The sequence below is a fragment of the Vibrio sp. 1288 genome (assembly GCF_033344475.1).
In genome coordinates this window covers 48812-63171 of the sequence record NZ_JAWPOX010000024.1, presented here as the reverse complement: position 1 = coordinate 63171, position 14360 = coordinate 48812, and the positions used below count along the sequence as shown (strand labels likewise).

General features: G+C 46.4%; 7 protein-coding genes. 6 read left to right on the top strand and 1 reads right to left on the bottom strand.

Features of this window, described 5'->3' with window-relative positions; translation table 11 throughout:
• Positions 1–37 precede the first annotated feature (37 nt).
• Positions 38–1012: a TDT family transporter gene (locus R8O11_RS17250; protein WP_318194295.1), complete on the top strand. Its 975-nt coding sequence runs from the start codon at positions 38–40 to the stop codon at positions 1010–1012.
• 75 nt (positions 1013–1087) lie between these two features.
• On the opposite strand, the gene R8O11_RS17245 is transcribed toward R8O11_RS17250, so the two are convergent.
• Complete coding sequence (locus R8O11_RS17245; protein WP_318194294.1) at positions 1088–2911, bottom strand: DUF3413 domain-containing protein; 1824 nt, start codon at positions 2909–2911, stop codon at positions 1088–1090.
• A gap of 252 nt (positions 2912–3163) precedes the next feature.
• On the opposite strand from R8O11_RS17245, the gene recC reads away from it, so the two are divergent.
• The 5 genes from recC (at position 3164) to R8O11_RS17220 (ending at position 14341) form a co-directional block, all read left to right on the top strand.
• Positions 3164–6655: an exodeoxyribonuclease V subunit gamma gene (gene recC, locus R8O11_RS17240; RefSeq protein ID WP_318194293.1), complete on the top strand. Its 3492-nt coding sequence runs from the start codon at positions 3164–3166 to the stop codon at positions 6653–6655.
• A gap of 326 nt (positions 6656–6981) precedes the next feature.
• On the top strand, positions 6982–10656 hold the full coding sequence (gene recB, locus R8O11_RS17235; protein WP_318194297.1) for an exodeoxyribonuclease V subunit beta: 3675 nt from the start codon (positions 6982–6984) through the stop codon (positions 10654–10656).
• A complete protein-coding gene (gene recD, locus R8O11_RS17230) occupies positions 10656–12803 on the top strand; it encodes an exodeoxyribonuclease V subunit alpha (protein WP_318194292.1) in 2148 nt (715 codons plus the stop codon). Before recB ends, recD begins: the two co-directional genes overlap by 1 nt.
• 165 nt (positions 12804–12968) lie before the next feature.
• Complete coding sequence (locus tag R8O11_RS17225; RefSeq protein ID WP_033905549.1) at positions 12969–13979, top strand: LysM peptidoglycan-binding domain-containing protein; 1011 nt, start codon at positions 12969–12971, stop codon at positions 13977–13979.
• A complete protein-coding gene (locus R8O11_RS17220; protein WP_033905548.1) occupies positions 13967–14341 on the top strand; it encodes a hypothetical protein in 375 nt (124 codons plus the stop codon). Before R8O11_RS17225 ends, R8O11_RS17220 begins: the two co-directional genes overlap by 13 nt.
• Positions 14342–14360 lie beyond the last annotated feature (19 nt).

Here is a 14360-nt window from a genome sequence, read left to right as displayed (position 1 = left end):
ATACGTCTCATCAAGAGTGAGTCTGGTTGAGGTCATCATGATTCAAAGAACAAAAGCAAAAGTAATGGGAGCGCCAACTCCAATGGCGGGTTTGGCTCTTGGTATTGCAAGCTTGGGCTGGAGTTGGGAAAACTTCGCCGAATTACATGGCTACGGACAGTGGATTAGTGCGGGTATCGCGAGCATATTGTTGGCTATATTGGCAACCAAGTTTTTGCTACATAATCATCTATTGAGACAAGATCTTGCTAATCCGGTTGTGGGCAGCGTGGTTCCGACATTTGCGATGGGCACTATGGTGGTATCGAACTCTCTCGGCCATTTTTACCCATTAGCTGGCGATGCGCTTTGGCTGATTGCGGTGGTTTTGCACATCGTATTCTTGGTGAGCTTTGTTTACCATCGCGCCAAAGATTTTGAATTGCACCACATGGTTCCTAGTTGGTTTGTACCGCCTGTGGGTATCATCGTTGCGGATGTGTCTTTCTCTGGCAACCCTATGTTAGCACCAGTGGCACAAGGTGCATTGATGTTTGGTATGGTGGCGTACGCGATCATGTTGCCGATGATGATTTACCGTTTCATGTTTACCCATGAAATTCCGGATGCAGCAAAACCAACCATGGCAATTATGGCGGCGCCAGCAAGTCTATCATTGGCAGGGTACTTAACGGTCACTGCGACACCATCACCAGTGATCATCGCTATGCTATTTGGTATCGCGGTATTGATGACAGCCATCATATATCTCGCGTTCTTTAAATTGCTTAGACTGCCATTTAGCCCAGGCTATGCAGCGTTTACCTTCCCGATGGTGATCGGTGCGACGGCGCTGTTTAAAATGGCGAATTGGATGGAGTTGCAAGGATTGGCTGCGCACTATGTTCAACAAGTGCGAGGCTTAGCTGGTCTTGAGTTGATTGTGGCAACATTTGTTGTCTCTTATGTGGCTTTACAATACATCAACAACTTATTGATTCAGCCACGCTTGATGCACGCTCATCACGCTTAAATAGCAGATAGGAAAAAGCCTCTTGGTCTTACAACCAAGAGGCTTTTTTATTTCAATCGGCGTCGATGTTGGACACTAGCCTTTTTTGTAAAATCGCGACATCTCATCCAGAGAATGACGAATGATATCGACAGGAATTTTCTGTTCTTTCTCGACTTTTAACTGGCGATTCAGTTGCTGAGAGTGCCCGCCAGGGTTGACCACAAGCATCAGTTCTTTGCCGACCAATGCATAGTTGTAGTAGCTGCCTGCAATATACCAATCGCGAGAGGCAGAGCTATCAAACAAGTTATGACCAACGCTGTATGAACTCGTTGTGCCTTGAACGTCAAACAGCGTATTCATCATGGTTGGCACGACGTCAAAATGGGTCGTGCGGTAATCAACTTGCTCTGGCTGACGATTTGGCATGTACACGTAAAGAGGCACATGTACTTGAACGTCACTGTAGTTACCCGTGTGGCCCCAATAGTTCATCTTATGGTCGTTAAACTCTTCACCATGATCTGATGAAATCACCACAATGGTGTTGTCTAAGTCGACGTTTTTCAGCACATCGCCAATCAAGCTATCGATGTAGTACAACGAGTTCTTGTATCGATTGTGGTAAAGCGAAGCGTCAAAATCGTTGTTGAGCAAAATGTGGTCAACGCGTTCCCAGTATGGTTTGAATTTCGCAAATTCAGGTTCAGGAAACACCGTGCCGTGGGCGGCATCGTAGAACAGAAAACCAAAGTACGGCTTGTTGCTGTCCTGCTTTTGGAACTCGATGAACTTGTCTGTTATCTGCTGATCGCGCTCGACAGCTGTTTCTCCAGTTTGTTTCAGGGTCAAGTCCGACACTTTTTTGAATACCGTGCGAGAAAGTGGCGGGCTGGTGAGCGGTGCTGAGCCAAAAATGCCCATGCGGTAGCCTTCTGCTTGCAGCGTATCCATAAACACAGGAGAGCGTTGACTTGCGTAAAAGCTTTCCCAGTAGGTCGCTGGCAAGCTGTAAAACAGGCTGAAAATACCCGCTTGAGTTGAGTTGCCGCCGCTCATATGTTGTGTGAAATTCACCGTTTTTTCGGCGAACTTGCTGACATTTGGCATGACTTCCGGCGTCGCATCACTGTAGCGCCACGCGTCAACCAAGATAAACAAAACATTGGGCTGTTTCTCTTTGCTTTGCACTTGAATCGGCGCAAGCGGGTAGTTGAGTGAGCTACGTTCAATGTTGGTTAACTCTACGCGGTTCTTCGATGCAATGTTCTCATCCACTAGGTCGTGTTTGTAAATAAATTTACGAGCCGTCAGCGGGTAGTAAAGTGGCCAGTTATTCGAAAACTGACTGACTTCATCGTCGTAAAGTGCGTTTTTGTACGCATGAATCATCTGCGTGCTAAGCAATACAGCAAACCAGACGCTGATCAAAACGAACTTAGCTCGGCTTTGTGCCAGTTGATTACTTACCCAAACGGTACAAGCGAGCCCGATCACCAGAACGGCAATTTCACTGATGAAGATTAGCCAACTCATCCACGAAATATCGAAGACATCATCACCACCTTCGAAAAACATACGGATTAATAGAGCGTTGATGTGAAGTTTGTATTGCTGAAAAACGAGGATATCGACTTTAAACATAATCAATAGACAGATCGCGATAGCGATCACGATGCCTTTGAATGCTCGAGTCGGTAGAAAAGAGAGCAATAAACTCAACAACATAAATGGAAGAGCGATCAAGCCCAGCCAGCCATATTGAGTCGAAACCAAATAGTAACCTTGCAACAAGGTTAGTGGTTCATTCTGATTGTTAGACAACACAAAAGGATAACAAGCGATCGACAGGTACACTGTAAAGCAAGCAAAAAAAGCAATCAGCCAAGCGCTGTTGGAAGACAGTTTGCGAAACATACTTTTTGTTTGTTTATAAATTATGGGTAGAGGGAGTATAAAACAGTGTTTTTTATTATGGAATAGTTGCGACGAATGTCACATTTTGTATGGAAGTGTCAGACTTGATTGACATGTGAAAATTCAGAAGATTCATACTCTATTTGAGTGATATATAACCTTTTGTTTTTTCCGAACGCGAGATCACTGCGGGTTTAAATGGGGCTGTGCTAAGCTAGCTAACAGTTTCAATCGGCGCTCGGTATTCCCAATTTGTTTACTGTTTATCACTCCAACCAAGTTGACGTTCTTAAATCACTCCTTGTCGAACTGATTCGAATCAGTCCGCTGGAAAACCCGTTCGAAAAAGAACAAATTCTGGTTCAAAGTCCAGGCATGTCCCAGTGGCTAAAAATGGAATTGGCCAAAGAGTTTGGTGTTGCCGCGAACATTGATTTTCCGCTCCCTGCGACTTTCATTTGGGAAATGTTTACGCAGGTATTGCCAGACGTGCCAAAACGCAGTGCGTTTAACAAAGAAGCGATGACGTGGAAGTTGATGCATTTGCTTCCGGGGCTTCTCAACCAAGAGGTGTTTTCGCCGTTAGCGCAGTACCTCAAAGATGACAGTGACCACTCTAAGCTGTATCAGCTGGCTGAGAAAATTGCCGATATTTTCGATGGTTACTTGGTGTATCGTCCGGAATGGATCGCAAGTTGGGAAGCCGGGAAGAGTGTGGCAGAGTTGGAAGATGAGCATCCGTGGCAGCCGATCTTATGGCAAGCGTTGTATGATCACACTGTGTCGTTAGGGCAGTCTCCATATCACCGTGCCAACCTTTATGAGCACTTTATCGACACGTTAGCGAGTTTTAACGGCAATTTTGACCATTTACCCAAGCGTTTGTTTGTTTTTGGCATTTCTTCGTTGCCGCCTCGCTATATGGATGCGCTAAAAGCAATTGGCGAACACATCGACGTGCATCTGATGTTCACTAACCCTTGTCGTTATTACTGGGGTGAAGTTCGAGATCGCAAATATCTGGCTCGTTTGGCGGCGAAACATCGTCAGCACGTTGTGTGGCAGGACGATCACTCGGAAGTGCAAGGTGAAACTGAGCAACTGAAAGGATCACTGGAAGATAATGTGATCGATGAGCTGCACACCGATGTGGTCGGAAACAGTCTGTTGGCGTCCATGGGTAAACTCGGGCGCGACAATATGTATCTGTTGTCTCAGCTGGAATCTCATGAAATTGAAGCCTTTGTTGATGTTGAGCGCGACAGTCTGCTCCATCAATTGCAAGCGGATATTCTCAATCTTGAAGAACATCAAGATGACCAACAGATTGAAAACAGTCATCACAAACAAGTGGTTAGCTTGGGTGATAAATCACTGAGCCTACACGCTTGTCACAGCCCGATGCGTGAAGTGGAAGTGCTGCATGATCAACTGTTGGCGATGTTCGATGCTGACCCAACGTTAAAACCGCGCGATATTATCGTGATGGTCGCGGACATCAACGCTTACAGCCCTGCGATTCAGGCGGTCTTTGGTAACGCGCCGGGTGAGCGTTTTATTCCATATTCGATTTCTGACCGAACCGCCGATCAAGAGAGCCCAATTCTGGCCGCATTTATGCAGTTGGTGAACTTACCCAATACGCGCTGTTTGGCATCAGAACTACTCGAACTTCTGGAAACTCCGGCGATATTAAAGCGTTTTGAACTCAGCGAAGGTGATTTCTTACAGGCTAAACAATGGGTTGAGGAATCGGGAATTCGCTGGGGGTTGGACGCCAATACCGGACGCGAATTTGAACTGCCGGAAACCCGTCAAAACACATGGCAATTTGGTATTCAACGCATGTTGCTTGGCTACGCGATGCCAGAATCCGCAGGCTTGTTTGAAACCGAGCAAGGCAGTTTGTCTCCGTACAACGAAGTGCAAGGCATGGGCGCAGAGCTGGCGGGCAAGTTGGCACACTTTATCCAACAAATTAGCACTTATCGAAGCAAACTTTCTCATGTTCAAACTATCGATGGTTGGCGAGAGACTTTGGTTTCACTGCTGGATGACTTCTTCTCGGTTGAGTTAGAAGGCGAAATGGCGCTCAAATCCATTCGCGATACGCTCAGCCAACTCAAAGAGCAATTAGCTGATGCCGCATTTGATGATGCGTTATCGCCGTCGATCATCAGCCAATACCTTCAAAACAAATTATCTGGCACAAGAGTCAGCCAGCGCTTCCTGGCTGGTCAAGTGAACTTTTGTACCCTGATGCCGATGCGCTCTATTCCGTTTAGAACCGTTTGTCTGTTGGGGATGAATGACGGCGTGTATCCGCGTTCCATGCCGCCAGAAGGCTTTGACTTGATGACCGGAAGAACCAAACCGGGCGACCGTTCGCGCCGAGATGATGACCGTTACCTATTCCTCGAAGCAATGCTATCGGCACAGCAAACGCTATACATCAGTTATGTTGGCCGTTCAATCCAAGACAATACCGAGCGAGTGCCTTCGGTTCTGGTTTCTGAGCTGATGGAATACTGCCACCAAAACTATTGTTTAAGTGGTGATGAAGCGTTGCCCGTTGATGAGTCTGGCGACAACTTATTAAATGCGTTGGTGAATACCCACGCCATGGTGCCGTTTAGCCCAAGTGCGTTCCAAGGCATGCACGCCAGCTACGCGAAAGAGTGGATTCCGGCGGCATTGACTCAAAGTAGTCAATCGCAAGGCTATGTTCGTCGTGATTTTAATCGGGCATTAGACGACTATCTGTTAGGAGCGACGTTCCCACTTGAGCTCGACTTAGTAGAGTTGCAACGTTTCTGGCGCTTACCTGTGCAGTATTTTTTCAATCGTCGTTTAAAAGTAATCTTTGAACCGCCGCTACCGGTGATGGAAGACGACGAACCCTTTGTTTTAGGTGGTTTGGAAAGCTATCAAATGCGTGATGAGCTGTTAGAAACCTTGCTTGAAACGACATTGATGCAGCCAGAGAAAAAAACAGAGGTGCTTAAACACTTTATGAGTCAACAGCGCGCGCAAGGCAAACTGCCGGTGGGGGCGTTTGGTGATATCGAGTTTGAAACCAACCGAGTTCAGGCGGAAGAGCTGGTGGATAAACTGGCGTTTTTATCTGGTGCGCCTCAAGACGATTTGGAAATCGACCTGACGTTTGATTCCTTGTTTGAGCGAAATGAAGGCGAAGAGAAAAACGTTCGCCTAACAGGTTGGCTAACTCAATGCTACCAATCCGGTTTGATTCGCTATCGAAGCGGTAAGATTCGCTCGCAGGATTACCTTGCTGCGTGGATCGATCACCTTGCCATGTCGGCGTCGGGTCATGCTAAGAAAACCCACATCATTGGTTACGATCGTAAAGAAGGCGCGCTGCATTTGATCTACCCAGAAATTGCCGATGCTCAGTATGCCAAACAGCTACTGACTGAATTAGTTCGCTTACTCTTCGAAGGCATGACTAAGCCTTTGCCTTATTTCCCGAAAACGGCGTTGGCTTGTGTTGAAGCGGGCTTTAGTCGCGGTCAGTGGGTAGATGACGAAGAGAAATCTTTGAAGAAAATGGCTGACGCATTCAATGATGGCTTCATGAGCCCGGGCGAAGGCAATAATGCGTACATCTCTCGAATTTGGCCTGCTTGGAATGATGAGTTGGCCTCAGAAGTTCGTTTGCTGACAGCATTAGTTTTGCAAGGTGCGCGCTTAGCGGTTCAAGACGCTGATGACGTAAAAGCGTAATAAAGACAGTTGGATAAAGAGAAGGAAGAGTAGGGTGGCCGCCAGAAAATCATTATTTTTTGTAGGGCGTTCGCTGTACGGCCACAAGGTCAGAGGGACCATGATACTTTTGTTTAATTCACTTGAGTTGTGCCGCCAAAAGGTTTGGCTTATCTCGTGGGGCGCATACTAACGGTACGTCTTATGGATAACCGTGAGAAAGATCTCACAAAGCTCTAAATTATCCAACTTGTTAAACATATTAATAGAATTTTTAACTATAGATCACATTTATTAGGTGATACGTCCTAGTAAATAATCCGGAGAGATTCAGCGTTATGGATCAAATGTCAGGTGCAGAGTGTCCTCTACATACATTAGACCGCACAGAGCAACCTCAACCAACGCCACTAGAACCGATGACGTTTCCTCTGCATGGTGCGAGGTTAATCGAGGCATCAGCAGGTACAGGTAAAACCTTCACTATTGCAGGTTTATATCTGCGCCTTTTGCTTGGTCACGGCAGCGCGGAAACTCGACATCGCGTACCGCTTACGGTCGACCAAATTCTGGTCGTAACCTTTACCGAAGCGGCAACTGCGGAATTACGCGATCGTATCAGGGCAAGAATCCATGATGCGCGAATCGCGTTTGCGCGTGGACAGAGTTCCGATCCGGTGATCCAACCTTTGCTTAATGAGTTTGACGATCACAAGCAAGCCGCAGAAATTTTATTGCAGGCAGAGCGTCAGATGGACGAGGCGGCAGTCTACACCATTCACGGTTTTTGCCAACGTATGCTAACGCAAAATGCGTTTGAATCTGGCAGCCGATTTAATAACGAGTTTGTGACCGATGAAAGTCACCTAAAAGCGCAAGTTGTAGCCGATTACTGGCGCCGCAATTTCTACCCGTTGCCATTTACTTTGGCTGGAGAAATTCGCCAGCTATGGGGCTCTCCATCTGCGTTGTTGTCTGACATCAGCAATTACTTAACTGGTGCGCCGTTAAGCCTTTCTGTTCCGGCAATGAAAGGCAGTTTGGCTGATCTTCATACTGAAAATCTGAAAAAAATTGATGAATTAAAAGCACAGTGGCGAGAAAGCCAAGATGACTTCTTCACGCTGATTTCAGATTCAGATATTAACAAACGTAGCTATACCAAAAAGTCTCTGCCGACGTGGTTGGAGGCGGTAAACGCTTGGGCGGCAACGGAAACTACAGGTTACGATTATCCAGACAAGCTGGAGAAATTCGCGCAAAACGTCTTGTTGGAAAAAACACCGAAAGGCAGTGCGCCGCAGCATGCGGTATTTGAAGCCATTGAAACATTTCTTGCCAATCCAATCAGCTTAAAAGCGCCACTGCTTGCTCATGCGATTGAACATTGTCGTGTGATGCTGGCCAACGCGAAAAATCAAAAACAGTGGCTCTCTTTCGATGATTTGCTGACGCAACTTTCTGCTTCTATCGATACGGACGAAAGCGAGCTTTTAGCGGCGCGTATTCGTACTTTGTACCCTGTCGCAATGATTGACGAGTTCCAAGATACCGACCCGCTTCAATACAGTATTTTCAGCCGTATTTATCTGAACAACCCGGAATGTGGTTTGTTTATGATCGGTGACCCCAAGCAGGCGATTTATGGCTTTCGTGGCGCAGACATTTTCACCTATATCAAAGCGCGTAACCAAGTAAGTGCCCACTACACGTTAGGAACCAACTGGCGTTCTAGCGCAGATATGGTGCAGGCGGTAAACCAAGTATTTGCTTTGCCTGATAGTCCATTTATCTATGATTCGGACATTCCGTTTTTACCCGTCAACTACAGCCCGAACGCTGAAAAACGCATTTGGACTATGGGTGGCCAAAAGCAACCAGCGCTGACTTATTGGTTGCAAGAAGCGGACGATAAACCGCTCCCAAAAGGCGAGTATTTGACTCGAATGTCAGAGGCGACCGCAAGCCAAATCCAAACTATTTTGACGCAGGCTCAACAGGGGCAAGCGTGTCTGGTGAATGGCGAAAAACAGAAAGCGGTTCAAGCGGGCGATATCGCGGTATTGGTTCGAACAGGTAGCGAAGGTCGAATGATCAAACAAGCGTTGGCTGAACAAGGCATTGCCAGCGTGTACCTGTCTAACCGAGACAGTGTGTTTACCAGTTCAGTGGCGCAGGATTTACAGCGTTTGCTGCAAGCGGTGCTGACTCCAGAAAATGACCGTGCACTGCGTGCAAGTCTTGCCTCTGAGCTGTTTGCCCTCGACGCAGCAAGTTTGGATGCACTTAATAACGATGAAATTGTGTGGGAAAACGCCGTAAACGAATTCAAAGAATATCGCAAACTTTGGGTTCAACGTGGTGTGCTGCCGATGTTGCGCGCGGTGATCAGCAAACGTCATATTGTCGAGCGATTACTAGAAGAAGGTTCGAGTTCACAGGGTGAGAATGGTGAGCGAGTACTTACCGATTTAATGCACATCGGTGAACTGCTCCAACAAGCCAGTAATGAACTGGATAGCGATCACGGTCTGCTGCGTTGGCTCGCTCAGTCTATCAGTGATGCGGAAAACGGTTTGGGTGGCAGTGATGACCAAATCCAACGTTTAGAATCGGAACGTAACTTAGTGCAGATCGTGACTATTCACAAATCAAAAGGCTTGGAGTATGACCTCGTGTTTCTGCCGTTTGTGTTTAGCTATCGAGAAGCCAGTGAAGCCAAATATTACGATGCAGCTAATGACCGCACGGTACTGGATATCACTGGCAACGATGCGTCCATGAAGCAAGCGGATAAAGAGCGTTTGGCGGAAGACTTACGCTTGATATACGTGGCACTAACGCGAGCTGTGTATGCGTGTTTTATCGGTGCCTCACCTTTGCGCAATGGCCGTTCGACCAAAGAGCCAACTGGCGTACACCGCAGTGCGATTGGCTATTTGATTCAGAATGGTCAAGAAGGTGGCATTTACGATTTGCACCAAGGTTTAACAAAGCAACAAGACGAGCTTGATTGTGTCGTCGTGGCCGATCCGCCGCAGAAACTCGAAGAGAAGTACGTAGCGCCACAAGAAGAAGTACACGATCTTAGCGCGAAAGAGCTGCAAAACCCTATCGATAGAAACTGGCGCATCACCAGTTATTCTGGCTTGGTCAAGCAAGGCTCTCATCACGCCGAGCATGATGCCACGATTGAGATTACGGGTTTTGATATCGACTCATCTGAAGAGCAAGACGAAGCGGATTTGGTGGAGCCAGAGCGCTCTATTTTTACCTTCCCTCGTGGTGCGCGTCCGGGTACGTTCCTGCACAGCTTGTTTGAGGAAGTTGAATTTACTCAGCCAGCCACTACGGAAGAGAATACACAAATCATCCTTGGCTTGATGGAAAGCGAACAGCTCGATGAAGAGTGGCTACCTATTTTACAGCAATTGATTGATACCGTACTCGCAACGCCGTTGGATGGTAAGTCTTTGCTGCTGAATCAAAAAGCACCGTCGCAACGTTTGGTGGAGATGGAATTTTTGCTGCCGATTGAAGTTTTGTCTGCACCGGCGTTAAACCGAGTCATTCAACGTCACGATCCGTTGTCGGCGAAAGCGGGGGATTTAGGTTTCCAAACCGTGCAAGGCATGCTCAAAGGTTTTATCGACTTGGTGTTTGAACATCAAGGTAAATACTACGTGCTTGACTGGAAATCGAATCATCTTGGCGACGATGTGACGCACTATCATGGTGAGGCTCTGAAATCGGCGATGGCAGATCACCGCTACGATTTGCAGTACCAGATTTATGCGTTAGCCCTGCATCGTTTCCTACGCAGCCGATTGGCCAATTATGATTATGAACAGCACTTTGGTGGCGTGTATTACTTGTTCTTGCGCGGCATGGATGGGCAGAGTGACCACGGCATTTTTGCCGCGAAACCAACTTTCGAGTTCTTACAAGAGATGGATCGTTTGATTGATGGTCAAGTACTTGAAACGCGCTCAACTCAAGCCGGGCAGATGGAGCTACTTTAATGACGACAAATCACAATCTTCATTCTGGCCAAGATAGTCTATTGGTAGTGCTGGAACGCTTGGCGCACAAAGGCGCTATTCGTCAGCTCGACTACCAATTCGCCTGTTTTATTGATTCTCAAACGCATGATGAACAGTCGGATAGCCAAGCACTGGCGTTTATCGCTGGTGTTGTCAGTAGTGAGCTTGGCAAAGGACATATCTGCCTGTCTCTGTTCGATGCACAAGGGCAATCTACGGATTTAGCCAGTAAGCTAGGGCTGTTTGGTGAGTCGGCATTGGCGCTCAACACACAGCTACAAGTCATAGACTGGATAGAACTATTACAAAATTCCAGCTTGGTCGGCGCGCAAGGAGAAGCCTTGCCGTTGATGTTCGATGGCGAGCGTCTGTATCTGCACCGCTATTGGCATTATGAAGTGACTCTGGCGGAAAAGCTTAATCACTTGGGCGCCGCAGTTAACTTGCAACCACAAGAGTTTGCGCGATTATCCGAGTTGCTCAACCATTTATTTGCACGCCAATACCATTTTCTGTTTAACGCGTTAGGCAAAGCAGTAGAAGCGGGAAGCAGCAACCAAGTGTTGCGTCAACAATTGGTGTGTGACCACCTTGATGTGGTCGCAAGCGAATCGTTGGATTGGCACGCCATTGATTCCGTGCTTAGCAATGCGCGCAAGGTTCAGGATTTGCAGCAACTGGATGAGCTGGTGCCACTTTCTGCTTGTGTGAACTGGCAAAAAGTCGCGGCGGCGGTTGCGTTAACTCGTCGATTTGCTGTGATTTCTGGTGGTCCTGGTACGGGTAAAACGACGACAGTAACCAAATTGCTTGCTGCTTTAATTGAACAGGCGACGCACGAGAAAAATCTAACCATCAAGCTGGTGGCCCCAACGGGGAAAGCGGCGGCGCGATTAACCGAGTCCATTGGTAAAGCAGTGCAAGAACTGCCAGTTTCTCCGGAGCTAAAAGTCAAAATTCCGACTGAATCGAGTACCTTACATCGATTGCTTGGCGCGATTCCTAATAGCGCAGAATTTCGTCACAACAAGCAAAATCCACTGCATTTGGATATTTTAGTTATCGACGAAGCGTCGATGGTTGATTTACCAATGATGTACAAAGTGGTCGATGCCTTACCGAAGCATGCGCGGCTGATTTTGTTAGGTGATAAAGACCAACTTGCCTCAGTTGAAGCAGGGGCTGTGTTGGGTGATATCTGTTCGTTCCATGCATTGGGTTATGGCAAAGAGCAGGCGTCAGCCATCGCAAAACTGACAGGTTTCGATACTTTAGCCCATACGGGGAACAGTGCCTCCAGCATTGCCGATAGCTTATGTATGCTGCAAAAGAGCTACCGATTTGACGCTCGCTCAGGCATTGGTCAGTTGGCAAAAGCGGTTAACTCAGGTTCTGCTGCGAGCGTAGATAGCGTCTGGGCGCGTGACTTTTCCGATATCGAACATTTCGCACTAAGTAGTCAACATTACAACCAAATGATGCAGACGTTGGTGCAGGAATACGGTCGTTACCTCAAACGCATTGGACAACAGGAAACTGATCCTAAAACCGGAGAGCCAGAGTCGCTAACGCACAAAGCCAAAGCGGCGTTAGATACCTTCAACCAATGCCGACTGCTGTGCGCGATCCGTGAAGGTGACTTCGGTGTGGCTGGGCTAAACCAACGCATCGAGAAAGCGCTCGCGGCGCGCAAGTTCATTCAAGTTCAGGATGAAATTTGGTACCACGGCAGACCCGTCATGGTTACGCGTAATGATCACGGTTTAGGTTTGTATAACGGTGATATTGGTATTTGCATGCGAGATGACACTGAAGAAGAACCGCGTTTGAAAGTCTTTTTTGAGTTACCTGACGGCAGTGTGAAATCGGTCTTACCGAGCCGAGTACCTGAACATGAAACGGCTTACGCCATGACCATCCATAAATCGCAAGGCAGTGAATTTGATTACACCCTGATGATTTTGCCACCAGACTTTAGTCCGATATTAACCCGTGAGTTGATTTACACAGGCATTACCCGCGCGAAAAAGCGTTTAGCTCTTTACGCCGAACTCAACGTTCTGAAGCGAGGTATTAAGGTGAAAACGACTCGCGCGAGTGGGTTAGTACAGCGGCTTACTAACTGATTATGGACTTAGTTTACAGTCAGTTTTACCTTTGTTACATGTCAAACTTGGTGATGAGTTGTGTTTTAACAATTCTCTTTCTGAAAGAAAAGTCATTTCAATTGATGTTTTTGAATCTGAAACGTTAACATTATGCGCAATTGTGAGCATAAGGATTTGAATGGAATGAATACAACTTATTTTAACAGCGTTAATAGGTATAGCTACATATATAGTGTTAAGCCTGGTGATACTCTTACGAGAATTATATGGAAGTTTTATCATTTTAAGTTTGGAACAGATGGCTATAATTTTGCTGTTGCTCAAATAAAAAAAGACAACCCAAAAATTTCAGACCCTAATTCGATTAAATCTGGTCAATCTATTTACTTGAGAAAGTTGAACGTTTCAAACACCAAGCAATCTGAGTTTTCTTCTAAAATTGCCATTTCAGATCATGATCAAGCGCAATTTGAATCAACGATGAAATCTATGTCGCAAAACGAAAAGGAAGCATTTTGGGCTCTTTCTTGGCTTGATGACAATTGGGGGCCTGCGAGCGCAGGTATCGGTGCTACTTTTGCGTCCATGGGGGCTTTATTAGGAGATAGTGAAAAAGGAAATGTCGCAGAGCTAAAAAAGCTTGATGGTTTATATAGAGATTATAAATCAGGAAAGTTTTCGAAAGGGCAATATGATTACCGCAGGAAAAAACTATTAGAGAATGTAGCAAAAAACCTTGGACCAACTGAGAAGCTTCTCTTTAATGGTAAGAAAGCTCGAGAGGCTATGAGGATATCTCGAAACGGCGGGGTTATGACTACCGCGGCGCTTCAGAAGAATACTGATAGGTTAGCAAAGTTATCAAAAGTAGCAGCTAAAGGTGGCACTGTATTGACTGCAGTTAATATTGGTATTGCCTGCGATCAGATAGCTAGAGCAGACTCTAAGGCAAAGAAAAACGAAATATTGGTGGAAACTGCAGCAAGTACAGTTGTAGGTACTATGTCTGGTATTGCAATATCATTATTTGTTGTTGCTACACCCGTTGGTTGGGTGGGAGCTCTGGTATTGGGAGTTGCTTCATCTGTCGGAAGTTATTATTCAGGAAAACAAGCTGCAGCGGTATATAAAGAGCACTATTCTCACTTAGACGTAGTTGAATCGACAGGTGTAGGTAATATATGCAGTTATTAGATTGGTCCTTTCTAACCTTCTTTATCGCCGGAGGAGTCGCGTTTTTATGGTTCGTTATTATCGGAGCAATTTTTATATTTTTTATACCGCCAAAGGTGAAGCGGTTTGCTTTTAATCCGAAACATTATTCAGAAGTAGAGTTAGCCTTAGTCTCGGGTTTTCACTTTGGTGCTTTAGTACATGGTGTAGGCTTAGTTGCGGCGGTCGCTTTACCAACTTTAGCGAGGAGAAGGGGCTTTGCTGATATTCATCAAGTTTGCTCCGGTCTATTCATCGGAATTTGCCGTATTTATATAAGCGTTTTATTGCTTCTAGCTATGATCACTTTAGGCTCAATGGTGGTTTGGATGTCTATTACTTGAGAGCTGGAATAGAAGGTCG

Bases quoted from the DNA above. Each gene is read 5' to 3' on its own strand.
- R8O11_RS17250 (WP_318194295.1), top strand. From the start codon at position 38: ATGATTCAAAGAACAAAAGCAAAAGTAATGGGAGCGCCAACTCCAATG.
- R8O11_RS17245 (WP_318194294.1), bottom strand. From the start codon at position 2,911: ATGTTTCGCAAACTGTCTTCCAACAGCGCTTGGCTGATTGCTTTTTTT.
- recB (WP_318194297.1), top strand. From the start codon at position 6,982: ATGTCAGGTGCAGAGTGTCCTCTACATACATTAGACCGCACAGAGCAA.
- recD (WP_318194292.1), top strand. From the start codon at position 10,656: ATGACGACAAATCACAATCTTCATTCTGGCCAAGATAGTCTATTGGTA.
- R8O11_RS17225 (WP_033905549.1), top strand. From the start codon at position 12,969: ATGAATACAACTTATTTTAACAGCGTTAATAGGTATAGCTACATATAT.
- R8O11_RS17220 (WP_033905548.1), top strand. From the start codon at position 13,967: ATGCAGTTATTAGATTGGTCCTTTCTAACCTTCTTTATCGCCGGAGGA.